This is a genomic window from Psychrosphaera haliotis (assembly GCF_039523615.1).
GTDB classification, from domain to species: domain Bacteria; phylum Pseudomonadota; class Gammaproteobacteria; order Enterobacterales; family Alteromonadaceae; genus Psychrosphaera; species Psychrosphaera haliotis.
Genome location: NZ_BAAAFQ010000005.1, coordinates 1 through 25,205, shown reverse-complemented (window position 1 = coordinate 25,205; position 25,205 = coordinate 1). Strand labels below are relative to the sequence as shown.

General features: G+C 39.1%; 17 protein-coding genes. 8 read left to right on the top strand and 9 right to left on the bottom strand.

Annotated features, from left to right (window positions below):
- Positions 1-43: 43 nt before the first annotated feature.
- Both zipA and smc read right to left on the bottom strand, forming a co-directional pair.
- Complete coding sequence (gene zipA, locus ABD009_RS07015; protein ID WP_343823975.1) at positions 44-1,003, bottom strand: cell division protein ZipA; 960 nt, start codon at positions 1,001-1,003, stop codon at positions 44-46.
- Between the two features lie 33 nt (positions 1,004-1,036).
- Positions 1,037-4,498: a chromosome segregation protein SMC gene (smc, locus tag ABD009_RS07010; RefSeq protein WP_343823974.1), complete on the bottom strand. Its 3,462-nt coding sequence runs from the start codon at positions 4,496-4,498 to the stop codon at positions 1,037-1,039.
- 149 nt (positions 4,499-4,647) lie between these two features.
- Between smc and cysZ the strand changes: the two genes are divergently transcribed.
- The 8 genes from cysZ (at position 4,648) to ABD009_RS06970 (ending at position 13,221) form a co-directional block, all read left to right on the top strand.
- Complete coding sequence (gene cysZ / locus ABD009_RS07005; RefSeq protein ID WP_343823973.1) at positions 4,648-5,394, top strand: sulfate transporter CysZ; 747 nt, start codon at positions 4,648-4,650, stop codon at positions 5,392-5,394.
- 117 nt (positions 5,395-5,511) lie between these two features.
- Positions 5,512-6,444 carry a hypothetical protein gene (locus tag ABD009_RS07000; RefSeq protein WP_343823972.1) on the top strand — a complete coding sequence of 311 codons (933 nt, stop codon included), beginning with the start codon at positions 5,512-5,514 and terminating at the stop codon, positions 6,442-6,444.
- A gap of 281 nt (positions 6,445-6,725) precedes the next feature.
- Positions 6,726-8,216: a sodium/proline symporter PutP gene (gene putP, locus ABD009_RS06995; RefSeq protein ID WP_343823970.1), complete on the top strand. Its 1,491-nt coding sequence runs from the start codon at positions 6,726-6,728 to the stop codon at positions 8,214-8,216.
- Positions 8,217-8,250: 34 nt separating this feature from the next.
- Positions 8,251-8,724, top strand: coding sequence for a MarR family winged helix-turn-helix transcriptional regulator (locus ABD009_RS06990; RefSeq protein WP_155694125.1), 474 nt, complete (start codon positions 8,251-8,253; stop codon positions 8,722-8,724).
- Between the two features lie 331 nt (positions 8,725-9,055).
- On the top strand, positions 9,056-10,165 hold the full coding sequence (gene proB, locus ABD009_RS06985; RefSeq protein ID WP_343823966.1) for a glutamate 5-kinase: 1,110 nt from the start codon (positions 9,056-9,058) through the stop codon (positions 10,163-10,165).
- Positions 10,165-11,409, top strand: coding sequence for a glutamate-5-semialdehyde dehydrogenase (locus ABD009_RS06980; protein WP_343823964.1), 1,245 nt, complete (start codon positions 10,165-10,167; stop codon positions 11,407-11,409). The genes proB and ABD009_RS06980 overlap by 1 nt, the downstream gene beginning before the upstream one ends.
- A 213-nt stretch (positions 11,410-11,622) precedes the next feature.
- Complete coding sequence (locus ABD009_RS06975) at positions 11,623-12,807, top strand: hypothetical protein (protein WP_343823962.1); 1,185 nt, start codon at positions 11,623-11,625, stop codon at positions 12,805-12,807.
- A gap of 9 nt (positions 12,808-12,816) precedes the next feature.
- On the top strand, positions 12,817-13,221 hold the full coding sequence (locus ABD009_RS06970; protein ID WP_343823960.1) for a type 2 periplasmic-binding domain-containing protein: 405 nt from the start codon (positions 12,817-12,819) through the stop codon (positions 13,219-13,221).
- A gap of 155 nt (positions 13,222-13,376) precedes the next feature.
- Here the strand turns inward: ABD009_RS06970 and ABD009_RS06965 are convergent, their stop codons facing one another.
- The 7 genes from ABD009_RS06965 to ABD009_RS06935 all read right to left on the bottom strand — a co-directional run.
- Positions 13,377-15,329 (bottom strand): bifunctional diguanylate cyclase/phosphodiesterase, encoded by a 1,953-nt coding sequence (locus ABD009_RS06965; protein ID WP_343823958.1) that lies wholly within the window; start codon positions 15,327-15,329, stop codon positions 13,377-13,379.
- A gap of 8 nt (positions 15,330-15,337) precedes the next feature.
- Positions 15,338-16,000: a transglutaminase-like cysteine peptidase gene (locus tag ABD009_RS06960; protein WP_343823957.1), complete on the bottom strand. Its 663-nt coding sequence runs from the start codon at positions 15,998-16,000 to the stop codon at positions 15,338-15,340.
- Between the two features lie 15 nt (positions 16,001-16,015).
- A complete protein-coding gene (locus ABD009_RS06955) occupies positions 16,016-17,206 on the bottom strand; it encodes an OmpA family protein (RefSeq protein ID WP_343823956.1) in 1,191 nt (396 codons plus the stop codon).
- A 1-nt stretch (position 17,207) separates the two neighbouring features.
- The gene (locus ABD009_RS06950) at positions 17,208-18,527 is read right to left on the bottom strand and encodes a TolC family outer membrane protein (protein ID WP_343823954.1); all 1,320 of its coding nucleotides are present in this window, start codon (positions 18,525-18,527) and stop codon (positions 17,208-17,210) included.
- A 17-nt stretch (positions 18,528-18,544) separates the two neighbouring features.
- The gene (locus ABD009_RS06945) at positions 18,545-19,921 is read right to left on the bottom strand and encodes an HlyD family type I secretion periplasmic adaptor subunit (RefSeq protein ID WP_343823952.1); all 1,377 of its coding nucleotides are present in this window, start codon (positions 19,919-19,921) and stop codon (positions 18,545-18,547) included.
- Complete coding sequence (locus ABD009_RS06940; protein WP_343823950.1) at positions 19,921-22,068, bottom strand: type I secretion system permease/ATPase; 2,148 nt, start codon at positions 22,066-22,068, stop codon at positions 19,921-19,923. The genes ABD009_RS06945 and ABD009_RS06940 overlap by 1 nt, the downstream gene beginning before the upstream one ends.
- A 48-nt stretch (positions 22,069-22,116) precedes the next feature.
- The coding region (locus tag ABD009_RS06935; RefSeq protein ID WP_343823948.1) for a VCBS domain-containing protein at positions 22,117-25,205 on the bottom strand (3,089 nt) is incomplete at its 5' end.

Genomic DNA, 25,205 nt, shown 5'->3' with positions numbered 1-25,205 from the left:
TATAAAGACTTCACTTTATACCTCCGTTGCGAATCCTTCAGCGTTAGAACTTCCTAATTTTCTCTACGTAGTGCCTTACTTTTAATACGTCTAAGCGTTCTCTATTTGCATCCAATACATTTGCACCAAACTCATCGGCAATCTTTTTCGCCGCATTGTGCATCATATTAAATGTCTGTAGAGCTTCACCAGCGTTTGGCAATGTCATAAAGATACTCAAACCTCTCGTGGTAACCTGCTCCATATTGTCTATATCAAAGGTTCCAGGGTTATACATATTAGCTAAACTAAATAATATTTCGCCATGCCCAGAGCTTTGTTCGTGACGATGGAAAAAGTCCATTTCACCAAACTTAAAGCCGAGCGTTAATAAAATAGGTAGTAGTTTGGCGCCGTCTATAGCTTCACCTTCAGGTTTGTCTACGTATAAGATAAGCACTTCGCTTTTTTCTGGCTCAGCTGGTGTGCTTGGCTTAGACGCGGCGTTTGATTCAAAAGCAAAGTTTTCACTCGTTGACGATTCATTGCCTGATAATTCATGAGCGGATATACCATGAACAGCGGAGTCACTAAACGAAGGTTCAGTGCGTTCAGAGTCAACAGCAGAAAAGCTTGGCATATCGTCATTTAACAATACGCCTTGATTTTCATTATATGTTTCACGCTCACAAGCAGCTTCAACTTGTGGCTCTACTTCTATATTTGTAAGGTGCTCTTTGTTTTCCTGATAAATAGAATCAACGTCCACATCTACAACGGGTAAACCTTGGCTCTCGCCGCTACTGGCTAGTGTATTAAAGTCCATTTCCATTTGCTTTATTTTAAGCGACTGTATTTCTAACTCTTCATCATTTAATACAATTTCTTCAGGCTCTGCATCTTGGGCCTGTAGCTTTCGTTCTTCATTAACGTTTTTACGCACTGTCCAAATACCATGAAGCACCACGGCACCGATAGCCAATGATCCTAATAAAATAAGTGCTAACCTAAGTTCTTCTGCCATGTTAATTAAAAACCTTTTTTACGTTCCATTGCACTAAACGGCATCTGCCATTTCTACTGCTTGTTGAATATCCACTGCGACCAATCGAGAAACCCCAGGCTCTTGCATTGTTACACCTGTTAGGTGAGTCGCCATTTCCATTGCTACTTTATTATGACTTATATAAATAAACTGTACCGATTCCGACATTTCGTTCACCAGTTTACAGAATCGTCCCACATTTGCATCATCAAGAGGGGCATCAACTTCATCTAGCATACAAAAAGGCGCTGGATTTAGCTTAAATATAGAAAACACCAATGATAATGCGGTCAGCGCTTTTTCGCCACCACTAAGCAAGTGAATTGTCGAGTTTTTCTTACCTGGAGGTCGAGCCATGATAGAAACCCCAGTTTCGAGTAAATCTTCGCCTGTTAGTTCCAAATAAGCCGCCCCGCCACCAAATACTTTGGGGAATAAAGTTTGTAAGCCTTCGTTTACCTTATCAAATGTTTCTTTAAATTTACTACGTGATTCTCGATCAATCTTTCGAATTGCTGACTCTAACGTTTCTAAAGCGTTATTTAAATCGGTGTACTGCTCGTCTAAATAGCCTTTTCGCTCAGCTTGAACATCATATTCGTCAATAGCCGCTAAATTTATTGCTCCTAAACGCTGAATAGAGTTCGACGCTTTCTCAAGGTTGTCACTCCACAGTGACTCTTCAGCTTCCTCTGGCATATTCTCTAACAATGGCTTTAATGCTTGTTCCTGATCTTTTAGTGATTCCAGCATGTTCTGAGCTCGGATCCTTGCCCCTTCAGCGTCCATTTTAATATCGGATATTGCGTCGCGCATCTTATCTAGTTTAGCTATTACTCCAGACTGACCAGACTCTAACTCTTTAATTTCTTCATCAACCTGGGCTGCTAAGCCATGCAACGCTTGTAGTTTCTCTTCCGCTTCTAGCTTCTGTACCAGCGCTTGCTCAAGTTGCTCATTAAGTAAATCATTATCAGCCTCATTTTGGCTAGTGTTGGCAATGTCTTTTTGACGTTGTTTTAACTGCGTAATTTGCTGATTAGCTCGTTGTATATTTTGTTGTAAATTTGTTTTGGTATCTTGCAAAGACTGTAGCTTTAACGACGCTTGATGAGAGTCTTGTTTTACGCTTTCCAACGCCATTTTCGCATTTGCAACTTGGTTTTGAAGTTCGGTCTTTTGGCTTTCAGTTGATTCCGCCGCCGTTTGCACTTCTATTTCCTGCTCTTGTGCCATCAATTGCTCTTCAAGTAGCACCTCTATGGACAAGTTTGACTCTTCAATTTGCAATTCCGTTTCTACAATTTGGCTCTGCAATTTGCTTTGCTGCTGTTTCGTTTGTGTTGCCTGTTGTTGAGCAAATTTTGATTCTAGTTCTAATTTTTGTAACGCTTGCTTTTCTAGCTCAAGTTTTGCTTTTACTGCCTGATAATGGGCTTGCGAATCTTTTGTTTCGGTTAGCGTATGCTCTAAAATATTTTGCTTATCAAAAACCTGTAATTCAATATCTGCTAGTGAATTCTTTATTGTTTCTATTTCGGCTAACCGTTTTAACGCACTGGAATCGCCCTTTCCTAATGGACCACCTAGTCCGGTCCAGTTTTCACCAATTAATTGCCCTGATGGCAATATAACCGCCGCCCAGGTTTTATTATTAAGTAATTGATTTGCCTGCTCTAACGATGTTGCGATAGCGACTCTATTAAACCATAGCGGTGCTTGACCATCGCGGATCACCGACATCACACTTCCTGGTTGCACTGCTACATTTTTGCTGTCACTTACATATTGACCGGACTTTGCCAGCTCATGACTAGGCAACGAGTCAATTAACATCACCTCACCTTGATGACTAAGAAGCTGCTCCACTGCATTTTGCCACTGCGTGGCTACTTTAAGTTGAGCTAATAACAAACCTTTTGTTGGTAACTCTTTATTATTAGAACCTGATTCGTTACTCGAGAGTTCACGTCGCCACTGTTCAAGCTGCTCTAGTTTTATCTGTAAATGTTCTTGTCGGCGAATGGTCTGTTGTAAATTGTTTTCTGCTTCTTGACGACTTTGTTGATGCTGATCGTCTTTTAGTGCGGCTTCTGCGTATTGCTCTGACAACAAGTTAATAGAGCTTTTTAATTCATCGAGTTGGTTTTCTTGCTCCAACACTTGGCTATCTAGGTCGTGACTAGATAAGTCATGCAATTCTATTTTTAAACCACTTAGTTTTTGATTATTTTTAGACAGTTCCAGTTGCTGATGATGCAACCTTGTATCTATTATTTTTATCGCTTGCTGTGCCTTTGCGAGTGCTTGGACGCCAGTGTTTACGCCTTGTTGATAACGCTCGTACTGTTGCTCAAGATCAAAGAGGTTTTGCTCTGCTTGGGCTAGTTTTTCATGCAGTAACTCTTGCTCTGGCTCAAACGAAAGGAGTTGTTCGCTTATTTCATCAAAGGACGTTTGCTCAACAACTAGGTGCTGTTGGCTTTCCGTTAAACTGGTTTCAATTTGATTGAGCTGCTCTTGATAACGTGATTTATTTTGCTGTTCAAAAACAATTTGCTGTTCCAATTTTGTAATTGTATTACCGGCCTGAAAAACAAGCTGTTGGCTCTTTTGAATTTGATCAGTGAGCTCTTGAAGTTGTTCTTTTTTGGTTAACAACCCAAGTTCACCACCTCGTTGCTGCGCTACAAATGCTTCTAATTCTGTTTCTTTAAGACGCTGCTGCTGAGTATGAAAGTTAAATTGCTCGTTATATTTATGCCACTTTAACGCAGCTAGCTCTGCTTTATACTGTCGTTCTTGTTTTTTTAACTCTTTAAAACGCCTTGCCGTGGCCGCTTGTTTTTTTAATTTGTCTAGTTGTGTACCAAGTTCTTCGCGCACATCTGCAAGTCGTTCTAGGTTTTCTCTGGTGTGACGAATACGGGTTTCCGTTTCTTTACGGCGCTCTTTATACTTTGATATGCCTGCGGCTTCTTCTAAAAATACACGTAGCTCTTGAGGTTTGGACTCTATAAGTCTTGAAATCATGCCCTGTTCAATGATGGCGTAACTTCGAGGTCCTAAACCTGTACCTAGAAAAATATCGGTAATATCACGACGTCGGCACTTTGTGCCATTAAGAAAATAGGTTGAAATCGCTTCTTTTGTTACCGAGCGCTTTATTGATATTTCGCTTCGGTCCGCCAGTTGGCCTTGTAACTTGCCCTCTGTATTGTCAAAAACTAACTCAACACTGGCTTGAGATACAGGTTTGCGATTAGTTGAGCCATTAAAAATAACGTCGGTCATGGCATCACCGCGAAGGTTTTTTGCCGAGCTCTCACCAAGCACCCAGCGAACCGCATCGATTACATTGGATTTACCACAGCCATTAGGTCCAACAATAGCCGTCATCTGTTGAGGAAAAGGGACGGTTGTCGCATCAACAAATGACTTGAATCCAACGAGTTTTATATGTTTTAAGCGCATTTAAAATTGATACTTGATTATAGTTATTTTTATAGGGCTAAACGATAGCAAATTTTGTTGTAATTTGTAACAACTGGCGGCTTGCTTAGTAGGCAAACAACTTTATACTTAAGACTTTGTAAAATAAAGTTTGTTTGAGGTTTTTTTTGATGACAGTTGGTGACGGTGTTAGTTATTTTTTTCGTGGCTTTGGTTTATTAAAGACTAAAGGTTTGAAACGCTTCATATTAATACCTTTGATAGTCAATTTTATTTTGTTTCTCAGCGGTTTCTATTATTTGTTTGATGTTTTAGGGACCAACATAGCTTGGTTGCATGAACAAATTCCAGATTGGTTAAGCTGGTTAGAGTTTATTATTTATCCTTTTGTTATTTTGCTGATGGTTTTACTGTTTGGTATGTTTTTTACCACGGTTGCCAATTGGATTGCCGCACCATTTAATGGTGTACTTGCTGAACGAGTTGAAATGCATTTAACTGGTCAGGCTCCGCGTCAAGATTCCTTAGCAGCTTTAATAAAAGCAACACCACACACGTTAAAACGAGAATGGAAAAAGCTTGTTTATTTTTTGCCTAGAATGGTTGGCTTTTTTCTAATTGGGTGGTTTTTCCCAATTATTGGACAGTTAATTTGGTTTGCCTTTATTGCTTGGGTTTTAGCAATTCAATATTGCGATTACGCCTTTGATAACAATCGCTATAGTTTTGACTTTATGCGATATATTTTAAGTCAAAATAAGAGTGCTTGTTTTGGTTTTGGCGCTACAGTTTCTGTGTTGACAACCTTACCCTTCATTAATCTATTTGTGATGCCTGCAGCTATTTGTGGTGCGACTATAATGTGGGTCGAAAACTTAGAAGAACAAACTAGAAACCAAAGCCTATCACAGCAATAATAAGTTCAATTAGCTGAGTGCTCTGAACAGTTTATAGCGTTAAAAATTGCGTTGCCTGATTCGGTTAATGTCTGTATTTTAGTCTCCAATAATTTTTAATATGGACTTTTAACCGATATGGGTTCGTTTACTAAAACTGAATTAACTAATATTAGTGCCAAGGATGAGCGAAATTTCTCGCTAGTACTGATCTTAGGATTTCTTTTTATACCTGTAGCCGTGGCTGCCCTTGCCTATCTATTCTTTACTTATGGCGTTGTTTCTCCAAATCAAATTGGTCAAATTGGCGAGTTTTTTGGGGGCTGGTTATCGCCTTTGTTTGGGCTGTTTGTTGCAATACTGTTAATTTTTACTATTCGATTTCAAATACAACAAACCCGATTACTTCGACTTGCCATTGATAAATCAGCTCAGGTACAAAATAAACTGGCCGACTCTAATCATGAACTGCTTAACCGTTCGCATACCAATTTTGAGCTGGAGTCTAGCGCAAAAGCTTTGATTAGCTTGGTTGAACAAGCAGACAAAATCCTAAATACCAAAGTAAACATTTATGTCGACATAATTAACTTTGATAACAAACTACCGCATGAAACTCGCTTGTTTAATGTCATAGACTCTTGGAAGCAAGATATTGAACATAACAAGTCCTTAACAATTAAGTTTCGACACGATAGAGACGCTAAAGTTATCGCTAAATATTTGCATAATATTCATCATGAAATTTACATTTGTCAGTCTTTAATTAAAAACAAAGGTTGGGTATATATTTCACCTTATGTTAAGTCTATAACCGAACATGTTGAAGCCGTAGCCACGTTAAACTATGTTGGATTAATTACAGATGCAGAGCTGTGGAAAATCAAATGTGCTGTTCATAATGTGCTAGAGAAGTTGGTCAGCGGCAAGTTGGGCGATGTAATACTTGATAGTGAAATCATTGGTGCGTTAATGAAAGACAAAATTGAGACCCTATTTAATGAACTCCCGACGCCAGAGGACTATCAAGAAGAGGCTGAAAAGCGATTTAGCCCAGCCATCATTAGCTAAAATTAGCTAGTGATGGCTAGTTAAAGGTAAAAAACTTAGGTGTAGAGTTTTAGGTGTAAATTCTTAGGTGTAGATTTTTAAGCGTAAATACTTAGTGTTAGAATTATTTTTCATGCACTGCTTACCTACACTTTCATTCAAAAATCTTCCCAAATACGCTACATACAGATATTACTGCAGGAAAAGTAAGCGAAATTCGATTTTTTGAGTCGTACATGCTACCCTCGTCGCCAATTAAATTTTAGTTATAAACATTAGAACTCTAATAATAAAGGTGTCCCTTGATTAGTTTTACATTTTTATCAATTTTACTGTATTTCATATTGATGCTTGCGATTGGCTTTTATGCAATGCGTACATCAACGTCTGACAATAGCGAGTATTTACTTGGTGGGCGTAATGTTAGTCCAAAGGTAACGGCGTTATCTGCTGGTGCATCGGACATGAGCGGCTGGATGTTAATGGGTTTGCCTGGCGCCGCCTTTATAAATGGTTTAGACAGCGTTTGGTTAGCATTAGGTTTACTAATTGGTGCCTACGTAAATTACATCTTAGTTGCTCCTAGGCTACGTGTTTATACAGAAGTAGCTGACGACTCCTTAACTATTCCTGAGTTCTTTTCTAAACGTTTCTCATTAAACAACAGTTCAGTTCGAATCATCGCTTCCTTAGTTATCATCCTGTTTTTCACACTTTATACTTCTTCGGGCTTAGTTGCAGGTGGTAAGTTATTTGAAAGCGGTTTTGATCTTGGTTACGAAACCGGTGTACTAATTACCGTTTCAGTTGTCATTTTATACACAGTATTAGGTGGCTTTTTAGCGGTAAGTTTAACGGACTTTGTGCAAGGCTGTATCATGTTTATCGCCCTTGCTATGGTGCCACTATTTGCCATGGGTCAACTTGATAATTTATCTGGCATTACCTCTATGATAACGAGTGATTTTGTCACAGAAGTCGCCAGCAAAGATGCACTAGGATGGATTGGTGTACTAAGTTTAATGACTTGGGGTCTTGGTTACTTTGGTCAGCCTCACATTATTGTCCGATTTATGGCAATCAACTCTCATAAAGATGTAAAAACTGCAAAAAATATTGGTATGTCGTGGATGACAGTAACTATTATTGGCGCTGTGTTAACAGGCATCGTAGGATTGCATTATACCCAGCAGTACAATGTTGCGATTGACGATCCGGAAACCATTTTTGTATTACTATCACAAATCCTCTTCCACCCTCTTATTGCGGGTTGGTTATTAGCTGCAATTCTTGCTGCGATTATGAGTACGGTTTCATCACAATTATTGGTTTCATCTAGTTCATTAGTTGAAGACTGCTACCGAATTTTCATCCACAAAGAAGCCTCTGACAAAGAGTTACTATTCGCCAGTCGTTTATGTGTTGTGTTGGTTGCCGCTGTTGCTACCGGTGTTGCCTTTAATTCTGATAGCGGAGTTTTAGATATCGTATCTAGTGCGTGGGCAGGATTTGGTGCGGCGTTTGGCCCAGTGGTGTTATTTGCGTTACTTTGGAAGCGAATGACTAACCAAGGTGCCATTGCGGGTGTATTAGCGGGCGCAATTACGGTAATATTCTGGAAACACGCCCCTGTATTAGCCAATGGCGATGCTTTAGGCTCAGTATTTTATGAGTTGTTACCAGGATTCATCGTTTCATCTATTGCGATATACGCAGTGAGTTTAATGACTGATGAGCCAAGCGAAAAGACCTTGAGTCAATTCGACAAAACTCAAAGCATCATTAACGAATAAGACATAAGTAAAAAGATTGTAGGTAGGGTTTAATTTGGAAAAGTACGAAGAGTTACTTGTAGCTATTAGGCGCGTCATTCGCGCCATTGATTTACGCTCAAAAAAACTAAGTAAAGATGTTGGCATTACTGGCCCTCAACTTTTAGTTATTCAAGAGTTGGGCGCTGATCCTGGCATTACTGCTAAACAAGTATCAGATATTGTAAACCTGAGCCAAGCAACGGTGACAAGTATTCTAGACCGCCTGGAAAGTAAAGGTATGGTAGAGCGAGTTAGAAGTGAGTCTGACCGTAGACGTATAGCTTTATATTTAACTGACTTAGGTAAAAGCACACTTAAAAGTGCACCAAGATCAATGGAAGATAGCTTTATCGATAAGTTTAGTACGCTAGAAGATTGGGAGCAGTCTCTTTTACTCTCAAGCGTTCAGCGTGTTGCAAACATGATGGATGCGAATGACTTAGATGCTGCACCTATTTTAAACATTGGTGATATTACACCAAAATAAAATAGATACTTTCATCTCTAATTAAACCGACTTTATTGTCGGTTTTTTTTCGCCTAGGTTTTACTCTTTCCGTCACTCCCTTCTTTAAATCTACATGACTACCTATTCATTTTAACCTGACCTCACGGCGATATTAATAACCGAGTAAAGCAACGAAATAGCGATACAGCATGGCTTTAAAGGGAAGTTAAAGGCTAATTTATACTAATAACTATAAAGAGGCGTGATAGTAACTATAAGCAGTTAAAATATGATTAGTACAATAATGATTAGACTTCTAATTATTTATCCGTATACTTTACAACCTGATTCGAGCAATAGGATATACGTAATGAATACAAATTCTTGGAATGACTGGAACCGAATAGTTCTTAAAGTAGGCAGCGCGTTAATCGCTCCTAGTGGGAACGGTTGCAGTGCACACCAATTATTTCCAATCGCCCAGTTTATTATTGAATGTAGAAAGCAAGGTAAGCAGGTTGTGCTAGTTTCTTCGGGTTCAGTGGCGGCAGGACGTCACGTTTTTTCAAACCCTGACAACCCTTCGCTAGCATTAAAGAAAGCCATGGCAGCTGCTGGCCAGTCTGAAATGGTATCGACATGGGATCGTTTATTTGATTTCCATACTGCACAAATATTACTAACACATGGTGATTTACGCGACCAAGAGCGTTATCACAGTATTCGTGACACAATCATGACGTCTTTAGAACACGGTGTTATGCCGATTGTTAACGAAAATGACACGGTCACAACCGACGGTTTAAAAGTTGGCGACAATGACAACTTATCTGCAATGGTGGCAGCCGCGGCTGGAGCAGACGCCTTAATCATGTGTTCTGACATTAATGGTCTTTATAACAAGAACCCTAAAATACATGAAGATGCGGAATTACTTAGTGTTGTAAGTGAAATAACTGAAAACATCAAAGAAATGGCTGGAGGCGCTATTAGTTCAACCGGAACTGGCGGTATGTTAACTAAGCTCCAAGCTGCGGAAAAAGCAACGGCTCATGGCATTACAACTTACATTGTTAATGGATTTGAAGCAGAAACTTTCTCAAAATTAGTTCGAGGTGAAAACCCTGGAACCGTGTTTACACCTTATAAAAATCCAATGCAGGATGACTTGCATTGGTTGACTCATACAACAAGAGCGCAAGGCGAAATTATTGTAGATCAACGCGGTGCAGTATGTGTACTTGACGATGAAAAGACGCTATCTAGTGACCAATTAGTTGATGTAAAAGGCAACTTTAATATTGGTGATACCGTTTTAGTTAAGACTGAGAATGGTAACCGAGTCGCAAAAGGCGTTGCCAATTATAGTAGTTGCTTAATGTCTTATATTTCTGACCAGCATGAGCCTAACGAAACTGCGTTTCCAACTATTGAGTCACTTATCGAAGATAAGAACATTGCCGTATTAAAGGAGGCCTAATGAGCTATATTAAAACAATTTCACAAGCTGCAAAATCTGCGTCAAAAAAATTAGCGATTTTGTCAGAGCAAGAAAAAAACGCTGTACTACTAGCTATGGCTAAAAATATCAAAGAAGCGCAACCAGCTATTTTAGAGGCAAATAAAATTGACCTTAAGAATGCAGCTGATATGGAACTTGAAGCTTCGTTTGTTGATCGCTTAACGTTAAATTCAGAACGTATTGATGACATGGTAACTGGCATTAAAGAGATTGTTGCTCTTGATGATCCAATTGGTAGCAGAAAAGCCGTCACCACTAGACCTAACGGTTTAGAAATAGAGAAAATGCGTATTCCACTCGGCGTTATTTGTATGATTTATGAATCTCGACCAAACGTAACAGCTGATGCCGGCGCATTGTGTTTCAAGTCTGGTAATGGTGTAGTGCTTAGAGGCGGTAAAGAAGCATTAAATTCAAGTTTGGCTATTGCTGCTGCGATGCACAAGGCACTAGAGGAGCATAACCTACCTAAAGAACTTGTAGCGGTTATTGACGACCCTGCTAGAGAATTAGTACTAGAGTTAATTTCTCAGGTGGACAGCATTGATTTAGTTATTCCTCGCGGTGGTGAAGGCTTAATTAAATTTGTTAGTGATAACAGTAAAATACCAGTCATTCAGCACTTTAAAGGTGTTTGTCACTTATACGTTGATAAAGATGCCGACTTTGAAAAAGCATTACGAATATTAGAGAACGGTAAAACTCAGCGAACAGGTGTTTGTAATGCGCTTGAAGGTTTACTAGTGCATGCTGATATCGCTGAAGACTTTTTGCCAATAGCAGCTAAAATGTTGCAAGAAAAAGGCGTGAAAGTGAATGCTTGTCAGCGCTCACATGGTTTTTTCCTTAGCCCTATTCTTTTACCTTACTCTGATTTTGGACAAGAGTATTTAAGTCTTGAGATAGCCATCAGAACGGTAGATAGCTTTGAGCAAGCCCTTGACCATATTGATGAGTTTGGTAGCCACCATACGGAAGTTATTTGTACTGAGAATGAAAAAACGGCGCAAATGTTCCAACTTGCCGTGGATGCATCGGTTGTTATGGTTAACGCAAGCTCACGATTCTCTGACGGCTCTCAGCTAGGCCTTGGTGCTGAAATAGGAATTGCGACAACAAAACTGCATGCCTACGGCCCTATGGGTTTAGAGTCTTTAACTGCAGAAAAATTTGTAGTTACAGGTGAAGGCCAGGTTAGATAACGTTACTACTGTATCCAAATAGGGAAACTTTATACTTATTAGGTATGTATAATTTGGGCGAATGTGAACTTGAACCAAGCGCCTAGAACAACCTTTTTTTACATTTAAAAGCCTCTTTTGAGGCTTTTTTTTATTTGATTCACTGTTTTTTAAGCAAATTCTCTAGTGTCGTCTACACTTTCATTGTATTTAACAACAATGAGACAGGGTACTATGAAAAAAGTATTGCAACTTGGTTTTCCAATTGGGCTTATAGCCTTATCCACCGCTAGTTTTAATGCCAATGCCGACATTCGCTTCAATGGATTTGCGTCGATAGTTGCGGGACAAACTCTTAGCGATAACGAGAGTTACCTTGGTTATGATAATGACCTTTCATTCAAAAATGAGTCAATTTTTGCTCTTCAAGCAATGAGTGATTTAGGTGATGGTCTTTCAGCAACTGCACAAATTGTTGCTCAAGGTAACGAAAACTTTGATACGAAGTTTTCTTGGGCATATATCTCATATGAAGCAAGCGACTACACAACAGTAAGAGCTGGACGACTTCGTATTCCTTTTTATCTATATTCAGATTATTTAGATGTTGGTTATGCATACCCTTGGGTAAGACCAGCAGGTGCTATGTATAGTCTGCCATTCAATAACTACGACGGCGTTAGTGTTGTACACAATAAACTAATTGGCGAGTGGGACTTCTCATTCAACTTTATGTTTGGTGAGCTTTCCGACACGTTCTTCAAAACAACCTCTCCAACAGATGGTTCATTGAACAATATGTACGGCTTAGCTACAAGCTTTAGCAGAGAGTGGTTTAGCGGCTACTTTACCTATATATCTGGTGAAATTAACATTCCAGTGGCGGGCATTGAGTCATTTGCTAGCCTTGCACAAGCTCTAGGTGCGTCGCAATCTGCCGCTGATGAGCTTCGTATTGATGGTGATACAGGTACATTTATAGGTGCCGGCTTTAATATTGATTATGAAAATTGGTCAATTATTGCAGAGTACTCTGAAAGCAATACAGACGACTCAATTCTGCAAGAAGCAGACAAAGGTGGCTATATTAGTTTTGGTTATCGTGTAAATGAAAAAACGATGCCTTTTGTTATGTTTGAAAGCTTTGAAACGCCTGCGAATTCAAGTATTGCAGCGGCAATGCCTGGCACCGTAATTCCTGCTTTAGGTACTGCATATGATGGCATTCCAGTAAACATTGCTACTCAAGCAATAGTAAATGCTACAAACCGTGATGAATACACGGCAACATCAGTAGGTGTACGTTATAACTTCCACCCAAGTGCTGCCTTTAAGGTTCAATACACAACACTTGATGACGACTACAACGATGCTTGGGATGCTGATTCTATTGCATTTGCTGTTGACGTTGTATTTTAAGGAGGTTGTATGAAAAAATCGACAATTGCGTTAGTGCTTGCTTTATTTAGCTCAAATGTTTTGGCTGTTAATGTAGTAGTACACCCGTCGAATGCAGATGCACTTGATAAAACGGCCATCTCTAGAATATTCTTAGGTAAAGCAAAGTCCTTTCCAGGTGGCGGAGCAGTAACACCTATTGATCAAGCTGAGGGTTCAGCCGTAACCAATGAGTTTAACGATAAAGTTTTAAGTCGCTCTGGTAGCCAACTTAAAGCTTACTGGTCAAAACTTGTATTTACTGGAAAAGGCACACCACCTAAAAAGGTAGATAATGATGCTGCGGTAATTGATATGGTTTCAAAAAACCCTGATATGATTGGCTATATTCAAGGTGATGGCGGCGGCGCGGTAAAGGTAGTTGCTAGCTTTTAACTTTTAGTGATGCCATAAAATATATAGAACAGGGATGTTTTATATTGTCTAACTTTGAAAAACTATATTTTAAGTCTCCACTCTTCTACTCTGTATTCTGAAAGCCCTCTTTTCAAACCCAATATAAAGCTGTCCTCTATGTGTATATTCTATAATTAATAATCTACATTTACTTGCAAATCCAATGGTTTTGCTGGAATAACAAATCCCTGATACCCATCAAAATTGTATTTCCTTAACTTCTCGAGTTGCATTTCATTCTCTACGTGCGTTGCTATAACTTTTATATCTAAATTGTGGATTGTCGTGCACAAAGAGTCTACAAAGTAAGCGTCATCATCATTTTTTAACACCATTTCAGTATAAATATGATCAACTTTGACATAGTCCGGGTGAACTGACTTTAAGTATGAGAGAGATTCAAAATTTCTGCCGACTCTATCGATGCCGTATTTGAAATTCAATTCATTTAAACACTCGCAAAGAGTGTTTACATTATCCATGTCGTTTAACACTGAGTCTTCATTAAACTCAAAGACAATTTTGTCTTTACTCTCAAAATTGTCTTTCACTTTATTGCAAAGCCACATAATAAACTGATAATTTTTCATTGCTGACTTTGAGATATTGAGCGCCAGTACCTGAGTTTCACTACCTTTAGCGTACTCAAACGCTTTTTCAATAATATTTTTATCAAAATCTGAACCTAATTTATGCTCATTCATAACAGATATAAATGTTCCCAAAGTTACATTTTTGAAACCTTCAATATGAACTTGAGTAAATACCTCAAAGTGCTCAGGCTTAATACTATTATAAAGAAAGACTGGCTGGTGGCGGAACGACAAGTGTGACTCAGATATTGCAAGTTCCAATGCCTCTTTAATCTCACTTCGAGTGTGTATATGTCCGCAGTTTGGTTCAATCTCTACCACAGAAACACCACTGGCTGACTCCTTTGCCGCACTGAGTGTTTGGTCAAGTAAAGCGACTATGCTTTCTTTATCCGCTTTGTGGGAAACCTTTACACCCGCCGCAGCATATATATTTTTATTATCGAACAACTCTTGAATTTCAACCGTTGAAAAATAAGTACCGAGCTGCTTTAGTTTTAACTCAACGTCCCTTTTATCGCTTTCCTGAACGATTAATATAAAGTCTCTCTCCGAGGTGCGTGTTTTTATAACCGTCTCATCATTATCAAATATAGTATTTATATAGTGGCCAATAACCACCATCAACTCATCCCTCTTTTGCCAACCATGTGATTTCCGCATTTCTTCAATACTTGCTATTTGAATTAGAACTAAAACCCCGTTTCCTGACTCTTTTAACCAAGCATCCAACCTTCGGTTAAAGTAGTTTCTATTGCCAAAGCCTGTAACTGGCTCAACATAAGCGGCCTGTTCTAGTTTACTATGTAGTTTCGCCTTTTCTTCAAACTGTTCTTTTAGTTTGTCCGTCATCTGATTAACAGCAACCGTTACATCCCTGAGTTCTTTGGTAGTTGGTACCGGTAAAGGGTCTCCAAAGTAATGAGACTGAATTTGTTTTGCCTTCTCTTGTATTCTAACCAAAGGTCTTAAAACAAAGTTAATGGCATAGGAACAAACAAATATTACAAAAAGCCCTAAACCTCCTAACCAAATAATCGTCTGTATAAATGACGTCCATAATTGCTTATATGCAAACCCAGGATGACCAACAATTTTAATTTTCCCAACTTGATACCAACCTGAAGTGATCTCATTTTCAATAAATGGCGGCGAAAGTATGTCTAGATCTAAAAACCATTGTGGAACACCATCAACAACAACTTCCATCTCTTTAGTTATGATCTCATTCGTGTCGAACTTGGTAATTGATATTTTTTTATAGTAACCACCATCAAAATAGGCGTTGAGCGTTGCATCTATCATTACATTGTCACCGGACTCCAAATGAGGAGCTACAGCTCTGGTCAAAGACGATGACATATTTTCCAAATCAGACTCAAGTTGGTTCGTTAAATATTCTTTTGTTGAGTCAAATTGCAACCACAAAACTCCCATTAAGTTTATACAAAACGTGAGTATTATTACGGCAACAATTTCTTTAAATAATGTCATATTTCACCTTATTCATCGGACATGAACTGTTCCATGCTGTAACGATTTGATAGATTATCCCAGTCGGCCATACGAGCGCTCGAACTGGCTGTTTTACCCTTACCTTTTTGCTTGTTCAGCCACAATTTTTGACCATTAAAAGAAACTATTAAAACTAGATCTTTTCTTTTGTAGGCAGGTTTTATTTCGCCGTCTATGTTGTCCAAGATTAACGGCATTGATGTTTTTGTGGGGTAATAAGCGAGTACCATATGAAACTGGTTTAACGTTAAAGACTTTACATAACCTAGGCGTAACTTCTCCATAGGTATTCCAAGTTCAAGTAGCGTAAAATATTTGGCAACAGCAAAGTCTTCACAATCTCCACCTCGAATGCCAATAAACTCAAGTGGTGTTGCCCAATAATCCTCTTTTCCCCAAAGTCTTATGTCATCAACAAACTCAAAGTAATTAAAGAATCGATTAACTAACTTTAACTTTTCCTGCTCAGGCAGTTGTTGCTTATTGTCAATCATTGCTCTCCAAGCAATAATTCTCTTAACAGCATCTTCATCATATTTTTCTCGAGTAAAAGCTACCAACTTGTCCATATCTAATTTAGGACTGGAGAGGGTTATTAGTGAAAATAGCACCAGAAAAGCAGCCGCTGCACTTTTCATCCTGTTGGTCATGTTAGCTAGTTGCCTTTACCAACCAGACTCCTGAGCTTCCTTTATTGCCTCAGCTTCTGATAATTCAGGTACTACTTCTTCAGGTTTATTTTCCATCATAAAAATATGCCACCTTTGTTTACTGGCCATTTCTAAGGTTTCCGCTACTAATGTCACTTTTCGATTTAAAGCATTCGCATCTAGCAGATCTAATTCTTTGGTTTTCTCGACCTTAAGAGTTTCTGATAAAACAATCTCAACTCTGCGGTTTAGGTTGTTTGCATACTCCGACACTTCGTTTACGACGGGACTTAACTCCCCTTTCCCATAGGACTCTAAGGAGCTAGGATCAATGTTAAACTCACTCACAAGCATATTCACAACAGAGTTTGCTCTACGTGCACTGAGGCTTAAGTTATAGCTTTCATTTCCCACTAAACTTGCATGGCCAACAACCTTTATTTTTTTTGCGTTATAGGTATTAATAAAAGCCGCAACTTCTTTAACTTGAGGTAGATAAATCTCGGCTATTTTTGACGAGTTGACGTTAAATCGAACGGTAATATTTTTCTTTATTTCTTTTGTTTCAAAAACAGGACAACCTTTACTATCTACTACGACTTCATAACCAGAGTTTCCACACTGATCTAAATCATCAGCTACGCCATCATGGTCTTTGTCATTTTCTACTTTTGACTCATAATTTTGAGCGTTTCCATCGACAGCAAGCTTATCTCCATCTATTAATTGAGTGCTAATTTTACTCAGTGGTAACCCTGTTCTTTCTTGAACAAAATCAGCTACGATTTTCATTCGCTTTTTAGCCATGACTTCATTCAGAAGCATGTCACCATCTTTTGAGGTGTAACCCATAACAATGAAATTCCATTGTTTATTCACGGCTAATTCACGGAAGTAATTCGTTAGTTCTTGTTTTTGTACATTTGACAGTTCTACACTCCGTTGCTGAAACTCAATATCTTTAACTAAATCCGACAGCTTTTCCTCTTCAACCTCACAACCGTCATTTGTCACTTCGTGTGACATAGGTGTTTCAACACACGCTTCACGTTCTGCGATTACACCATCTCCGTCTTCATCAATTAGCTTGGCTTTTGCCTTATCATTTAATGTTCCCCAACGATCAATTGTGCTAGATTCGCACCCCACTAAAAAAGAACACAGAAAAATAGTGACTATTAATACTTTATGAGCATGGTTTTTCATTTTAATCTCCAAGCGTCTGAAAGTCGTTAACATCTATTCTTAAACTAGACAGCAGAACACCCATCGCATTATAAATTCTATAGTGGGCAACGAGTGCGACTTGCTCGGCACTTACATAGTTCTTTCTTGCCTCAAACAGTTCATTTTCTGTATCTAGTAAGTCAAGTAAGGTTCTTCTTCCCAATGTGAATTGCTTTTTGTGGGCTTGCAATGTGGTGTAACTAAACTCAACGTGTTGTTGCAAGTACGTTAATTGCTCCTGAACAAATTGAAAGCTACTCCATGCGAACTCTGCGCCTTCTATCACCTGAAATTCAGCTGATGTCCTCAAGTTTAAAGCTTGCTCTCTTTGATAAATTCCTTTTTTCTTTAGCTCTTGGTCAGCAAAGCCATTAAACAAGTTATATGTCACATTTAGGCTTATTTTTGACTCGTCTACATAGTTATCGCCATTATTGTTATATTCGTTTTTTGAATGGCTTAAATTTAAAGATACTTTAGGGTAGTAACTTCCTTTGTTTCCATCTAGTTGTGCTTGTGCGGCTTTGATGTCAGAAATTGATGACAATATAGTTGGATGCTTTTCTCTGGCTTTAACTAATAATTCATTTTTAGAGCGAGGTAGCATAGATTTGTCTGGGTAAGGCATAACTAAAGCATCTGGCACTTCTCCAACTAATCTAAAATAAGCAGCCTTGGCATCTTGCAACTGATTTTTTGACGCTAACAAGTTTGCATTGGCTCTAGCTAGTCGTCCTCCAGCTTGTGACAGGTCTGATTTTGACCCAAGACCACTGTTGGTTCTCTCTTCAATTTGTCCATATATTTCTTTATGTGACGCCAAGTTTCGTTCCGCCAACTCTATTATTTTTTCTGCACTTAAATAGCTTGAATAAGCTTTTACAACATCTAAAGCTGTATTTTCAGCGCTTGATATTAGTGTATAGAACTCTGCTTTGGCTTCAGCTTTTGTTCTTTTTACATTTTCTTGCGTGAAGAATCCGTCAAAAAGAATTTGCTCTATGGATATACCATAACTTACGGGCTCAAACTCTTCGTCTTCACTGCCTAATCTACTTTGGACATTGTCCCGCTCTCCAATGCCAGCATTGGCATATAAGTCTGCAGTAGGGTAGTAACCGGACTTCGCTATCTCTATATCTTGCTCCATACTTTTAAATTGGTAGAACAAAGCCCGTACCTCAGGGTGGATCTCTAAGGCCTTTGCTACTGCTTGTTCCAAAGATTTCGCTTGAGTTGAAAAACCCAGTAATAAGGCAGCATTAACAATAATAAATTTGATTACGATTTTTAATTTCATATATTTACGACTACCTTTTACTTTTCTCTTAATGAATTATGTTTAGCTCTCACAATCGGCTTTAGTAAATAATCTAAAACTGTTTTCTTGCCGGTGATAACGTCAACGTTTGCTGTCATGCCTGGAATAATCGGTAACGGATTGTTATTACTGTCTAAATAGCTTTCTGAAGTCCTTACTTTAATGTAGTAGTAACTTTCGTCTTTTTCATCTTTAATTGTGTCTGCACTAATGTGTTCAACATTCCCTTGAAGGCCGCCATATATTGCAAAATCGTAAGCACTTAACTTAATAATGGCATCCAATCCAGGTCTTAAAAACGCGATATCTTTAGGTGCTATTTTGGCCTCAATCAGCAGGCTGTCTTCTAAGGGGACAATTTCTAATAAGTCCATCCCTGGTTGAATGACTCCGCCTACTGTATTTATCTTAATCATTTTTATTGTGCCATCGACTGGTGAGGTCACCGTTGTTCGTTCTAGCCTGTCTTGCAGTGAGATTAAAACTTCCTCTATCCCATTGAACTTTTCTTGTGCTTCTACTAGCTCTTCTTGAGATTCGTTGCGAAATTGTGAAAAAATTTCGGTCCGCTTATTAGACGCCTCTTGAATTTCAGCAAGTAACTTGGGGATCATTAATTTAGCCCCCTCTAACTCGCCTTTTACGTCATTTCCTGCACGTTGTAGTTTGATAACTTCAACCTCAGAGACCACGCCATTTCTCGCCAACGGTACTGTGATTGCAATCTCCTTTTTTACTAGTTCATAGCTTCTGTTTAAATATGAAACTTTAGAGTTGAGCTCTTCAAGGCTGGCTTTTTTTTGGTTAACTTGTTGATCTATAACTCTGCTTCTATCTAATAGCGCTGCTAATTTTTCTTTGTAAACGGAGTGTTGCTGTGCCCGAATTTCTTTTGGGATGCTAAGAGAAGTGAGTTTTATTGACAGACTGTTTGACTTGGCTAACAGTGTTTTCAGTTCATCGACTGACATTACATTTACGTTTTCAATTTCTAACTTTAATCGGCCAATTCTTGCTAGCAAACTATCGCGCTGAGTAGCTTGCTCCCTGTATTCGGATAAAAACTTAGTGCTGTCAATACTGAGTAGGGTTTCTCCTGCCGTTACACGCTGACCTTCTTGAACTAAAATTTCTTTTAAAATGCCGCCTTCGAGGTTTTGAATTACTTGCACCTGTTGCGAAGGAATCACTTTGCCCACGCCAACGGTAACTTCATCAATTTCTGCAAAGCCTGCCCAAGTAACGCCCAATATAATTGTCAATACAACTAGATAGAGCACGTACCTAGGTTTCTTCGCACTGGCTAATAGCAAAGCAGCGTTAATATCATCTATATATTTTAGTTCTTTTTGTTTGATATCAGATGAAAGCATTACACCTCCTTACTCGTCGCATTTTTTAATTTGTCCAAAACAATATTTTTTGGTCCATCTGCCACTATGCGCCCTTGTTCAATAACTATGACGCGATCGACTAAGTCCAGCATGCTAAATTTATGAGTAATTAATATGAATGTTTTTTCTTGGACCAATGAAGCTAAATGAGATTTTAGTTTTTGTTCGGTATAGCTATCCATATTACTAGAAGGTTCATCTAGCACTAAAACCGGAGGGTTGAATAAAAGAGCTCGTGCTAGCGCCACGGCTTGCCTTTGACCACCTGACAAATATGCTCCCCGCTCTCCAACCTGTCTATCAAGGCCACTACTCTCAGCATCTGTGAAGTTAGTCACTCCTGCATGACGAGCTGCTCTGAGTACTAATTCATCATCCACATGCGGTACGCCCAAAGTAATATTGTCTCTTATTGACCCATAAAACAGGTTTATATCTTGAGGTAAACATCCGATTTTTTGTCTTAAGTCCGCTGGATTAATCTGATTTATGTCTATGTTATCAACTTTTATATTGCCCTCTTTTAACTTGTACATTCCCAACAATACTTTTTCGATTGATGACTTTCCTGCGCCAATGCGACCAATAATTGCTACTTTTTCCTTAGGGTTTAACGTAAACGAAATGTTATGCAATACGTTATGATCACTATTGGGATAACTAAAACTGACGTGATTAAATCGCACGGCACCATCTAAAAATGGCCTATGTAAATATTTATCATAACTTTCACTTGGCATTGCCATAATTTCGTCAAGGGTTTTGAATGCAGACTCCGCTTGGTTATAACGGGTTGCAAGCAACGCTACACTGCTAAAAGGCCCAAGTGCTCTGCTTGTTAACATGACACATGCTATAAGTGCTCCCATGCTAATGTTGCCATCCATTATTTGGTATACACCAACAACTATGATAACAACCGATGTAAACTGATTAAGAAAGGTAGTGACGCTTGATACTGAAGATGTATAACGCTTTATTTGGATGTTCCAGGCTGCGATATGCCCAACTAAAGCTTCCCACTTGCTTTGAAATTGACTTTCTGCACCATTAATTTTAATGGTTTCCGCACCGGTTAGGGTCTCTATTAGATGGGCATTTTTTTGCATTGAAAACCGAGCGCCCTTTTCAACTTCCAATCTAATTCGCTTTTTCATCCAAAGTGAATAAGCAAGTACTATTACAATCATTGCAATAGGTATAAAGGCCATAGGGCCCGCTACTATGAATATAATGAAAAGAATAATTAAAGCGAATGGCACGTCTACCAGTGCTGCGATTGTTGCAGACGTAATAAACTCTCGAATTGAGTCAAACTCTTGTACGTTTCTCGCAAATGCTCCAACTGATTGAGGCCGGCTTGCCAACTCTAGATTTATAACTTTAGAAAAGACTTCAGAAGATAACAAAACATCTGATTTTTTTGCGGCCAACTCCAATAAATAAGCACGAGTTTCTTTTAAAAAGAAATCAAGCGTAAGGACTATCAACATGCCAATTGCTAATACCCAGAGTGTATCAAATGCTAAATTTGGAACAACGCGATCATAAACATTCATGACAAATAAAGGTTGGGCAATCGCAAATAAATTAATAAAAAAAGATGCTATCAAAACATCACGATACAAAGGCGATGACTTCTTGATGACTGACCAAAACCAATGCCCCTCAGCTTTAGTTAGTGTTTCCGTACTTCTACCGTCAAAGCGATGCATTTTACGTACAAAAAAACAAAACCCGCTATAGAGTTCAACAAGCTCTGAAAGCTCAATTGTATCTTCACCGCCGTTAGATTCTGGCCACACTACGGTTGCACTGTCTTCACCTTTTGATAAAAGTACACAAGCTTTACCATCTTTCAAAATTAGAATAGTAGGCAACAGAAGATCTGGAATATCATCTAAATGCTTTTTAGATAAATGAGCGTCTAAGCCGGCCCTAGCGGCTGAACGTGTTACCAATTTTACTGTTAATTTTCCATCTTCTAACGGCAACCCAGCGGTTAAAGCATGAGTGGAGAATGGCTTTGCGAAGTGTTTCGCCATAAATATAATACAATTCAAAAGAGCATCGTCTTTTTCTTGCAAAAGCTCTAGCTCCTCAACGACCTGCTTCTTTTCTACCATTCACACCTCAACCCTGATCAATGTTATGACCTCGAGCGTTAATTAGATTTAAAAGTCTTTAGTTGTTGTTTGATCAAAGAGCGACTTTATAATGTCTTCACTTCCATAAAGTCCCATTAAGTCGACTCCTTTCAGTGTAATTTCAGAATCTGTCTGACCGTTAGAGTTTGCGTCTACAGAAATTTTTGTATCGCTTCCATCTGATGAGACCTTTAGGTAACTACTTAAAGGGTCATTGCTACTGCTATTTTCAACTTGAAGTAGATCACTAAGGTCAAACTTCTCCAAAGCTTCATCTATATTCACTTCGTTGCTCAGATCGTTAATCACAAAGTTATTTACATCTCCCGTATCAGCAGAAACAAATTTGAAAATCTCGGCTTGGTCATTAATAGATATAGATTCATTTGGAGTAACTAAGTTAATAACTTTAGTCGATAAATTAGAATCTGCATTAACATTTGAAGTCTCGCTATCTACCTCCGAATAATTACTGACCGATGCGAGATTACTGGCTATGTTTTCATCTATTGAGGAGACAGCGTCGGCAACGTCGTTAACATTTAAAGTAACCAAAACCCCTGCACTAAAATCTATTCCATTGTCACTCAGCTCTATACCAATTTGCGCATACGCTAGACCAAATTGATCAGGCTCGGGTGTAAATATTAATAGCCCGGCATTAATATCGACTATCGATATCTCTGCCCCTAATGCGACTGCAATTCCGTTTAGTGTTAACAAACCATTAACTGGCAACACCGTGATTTTAACAACCGCTAACAAATCATTTTCGGTGTCGGTATAAAGAAAATCTCCTGCTGAGAAAATATGGGTAGAGTCTTCGTTCAGGCTAATAGAAGTTGCCAATGCAACTATCGGATCGTTCACTGGTTGAACATCTACATTGACGGTAGCTGTTTCCGTTACGCCACCTGAAGTAACTGTATATTCGAAACTATCTGGCCCTGCATAATTTAAATCGGGCGTGTATAAGATTGTCCCATCTATGTTAACAACGACAATTCCATGATTAGGTAAACTCGAAATTGTGACTATTGGTAGTACGTTTTCAAAACTATCATTGGCCAATACATTAAATATTGTGGGAGTGTCTTCGTTTATGCTGATGTTATTATCTGTAATATCAACCACAGGCCTAACGGTTATACTAAACGTTTGACTGATGGTTAAGCCTAAAGGGGTTGTCGCTTCAAGAGTGATATTTTCTGAGCCGTTCCAATCAGCGAGTATCGGAGTAATTGTTGCGATTCCGAACGCATCCACATTAACAATTAAATTAGTTGAGCCAAGAACTGTGACGCTTAAAGAGTTTCCAGTTAACAATATATCAGCGAAACTGTTGGACACATCCAATGTATATGGCCCTGAGTCTTCATCCATAATTACAGGAGCAATTGCAACAGGCGCTTCCGCGGTACCCGTAACGTTGATTGTAACCGTTGTTTGACTACCATCACTTAACGTTAAAACAATAACATCTTGCTGAATCTCACCATTTTCCAATGCTTGAGCATTATCATTTAGAACATAAGTCCATGCCCCTAATGCATCTATCGTAAGGTCACCAAAATTACCCGCCACTGTGCAGGCTATAAAAGCTAACGTATCATTATCTATATCACTAGCGGTTAAAACTCCAGTTACCGTGTCTAGAGTATCCTCTATTACAGAGCCAACTCCTAAACTAATAATAGGAGCGTCATCTTTACCTAGTACATTGATGGCAAGCTCCATAGTGTTACCATCGTTCAATGGTATATTAAATAATTCGTTGCCAATTTCCCCCTCTTTAAGAACTTGCGCACCAGCGTGTAATGTATAATCCCAAGTTCCATCCAAAGCTAAGATTAGAGTGCCATACAAGCCTGTCAAAGTTACTGCAACAACTGCTAAACTTCCATTGCTTGGATCGTTAACCTCAACTTCACCGGTTAGGTTGGGTAGAATATCTTCAACCAGTGTTGAAACTGCAGTTCCTACCACAGGCACATCTAACGTACCGGTTACAGAAAGTTGAATGCTTGCAAAGCTGCCATCACTCAGCGGCAACGAGAATACTTCGAGCTGAGTTTCATCAACGCCTAATAAATTGGCCCCGGCACGTACAATAAAGTTCCAAGCTCCACTTGCATCAATAATTAAAGTTCCATATTCCCCTGTGATTTCGGTAGCAACATATAAAATACTACCATCTCCAGCGTTCGGGTCTGGTAGTTCGCCAGCCACTGTATATAGTGCGTCTGTAATTACTGTGCCCAGTGCAGTTGTTAAACTGTTTATTCCATCTACTGTAATACCCAGTACCGAATTTACTAGACCAAGAACACTCAACGTAAGTGCGCTGTCATAAGAGCCTATAACATCTACCGAAACTTGAGTTGTTGAACCATCACTAAGTGTGACCATAAACACTTCGGTACCCGTTTCTCCTGCTTTCAGGAATTGCGCTGATGTGTTTACGCTATAAGTCCAACTACCACCGGCGCTCAATATGAATGTTCCAAATAGTCCATTAACAGTCTGAGGCTCAAAAGTTAAACCTAAGTTGTCGCTATCAGTGGCAGTTAACAATCCGCTTAAGGCTCCTACTGCATCTTCCGATATGCTTCCCGAACCTGAACTCACTATAGGTGAATCATCGGTACCATTAACTGTAAGGGTAATATTGGTCGTGCTGCCATCATTGAGAGTGATTAAGAACACATCATTCTGTTGCTCACCAGCTCCGAGCAATTGTGCGTTTGCATTTAGCGTATATACCCACAATCCATTCACATCAATTGACAAATCACCATACAATCCGGCAATTGTGCCACTGACAAATAATAAACCGGAGTTATCCGGGTCCGTCGCCTCTAATTTACCAGCCAGTACGGTTTGTAAATCTTCTGTTAGTTCACCAACGCCCGTGCTGATCACCGGTAGGTCGTCGGTGCCTGTGACGGTAATGGTGACTGATGTGGTGCTGCCGTCATTCAAGGTGATAGTAATGACATCGGTGCCCGTTTCACCTTGCGCTAGTACTTCCGCGTTGGCATTTAAGGAGTAACTCCAAACGCCGTTGGCATCCACCGTTAAGTCACCGTAGGTACCATTTATGGTGCCGGCGACAA

Excerpts from the sequence above, each read along its gene's own strand:
- zipA (WP_343823975.1), bottom strand. The coding sequence starts at position 1,003 with ATGGCAGAAGAACTTAGGTTAGCACTTATTTTATTAGGATCATTGGCT.
- smc (WP_343823974.1), bottom strand. The coding sequence starts at position 4,498 with ATGCGCTTAAAACATATAAAACTCGTTGGATTCAAGTCATTTGTTGAT.
- cysZ (WP_343823973.1), top strand. The coding sequence starts at position 4,648 with ATGACAGTTGGTGACGGTGTTAGTTATTTTTTTCGTGGCTTTGGTTTA.
- ABD009_RS07000 (WP_343823972.1), top strand. The coding sequence starts at position 5,512 with ATGGGTTCGTTTACTAAAACTGAATTAACTAATATTAGTGCCAAGGAT.
- proB (WP_343823966.1), top strand. The coding sequence starts at position 9,056 with ATGAATACAAATTCTTGGAATGACTGGAACCGAATAGTTCTTAAAGTA.
- ABD009_RS06980 (WP_343823964.1), top strand. The coding sequence starts at position 10,165 with ATGAGCTATATTAAAACAATTTCACAAGCTGCAAAATCTGCGTCAAAA.
- ABD009_RS06975 (WP_343823962.1), top strand. The coding sequence starts at position 11,623 with ATGAAAAAAGTATTGCAACTTGGTTTTCCAATTGGGCTTATAGCCTTA.
- ABD009_RS06970 (WP_343823960.1), top strand. The coding sequence starts at position 12,817 with ATGAAAAAATCGACAATTGCGTTAGTGCTTGCTTTATTTAGCTCAAAT.
- ABD009_RS06965 (WP_343823958.1), bottom strand. The coding sequence starts at position 15,329 with ATGACATTATTTAAAGAAATTGTTGCCGTAATAATACTCACGTTTTGT.
- ABD009_RS06960 (WP_343823957.1), bottom strand. The coding sequence starts at position 16,000 with ATGACCAACAGGATGAAAAGTGCAGCGGCTGCTTTTCTGGTGCTATTT.
- ABD009_RS06955 (WP_343823956.1), bottom strand. The coding sequence starts at position 17,206 with ATGAAAAACCATGCTCATAAAGTATTAATAGTCACTATTTTTCTGTGT.
- ABD009_RS06950 (WP_343823954.1), bottom strand. The coding sequence starts at position 18,527 with ATGAAATTAAAAATCGTAATCAAATTTATTATTGTTAATGCTGCCTTA.
- ABD009_RS06945 (WP_343823952.1), bottom strand. The coding sequence starts at position 19,921 with ATGCTTTCATCTGATATCAAACAAAAAGAACTAAAATATATAGATGAT.
- ABD009_RS06940 (WP_343823950.1), bottom strand. The coding sequence starts at position 22,068 with ATGGTAGAAAAGAAGCAGGTCGTTGAGGAGCTAGAGCTTTTGCAAGAA.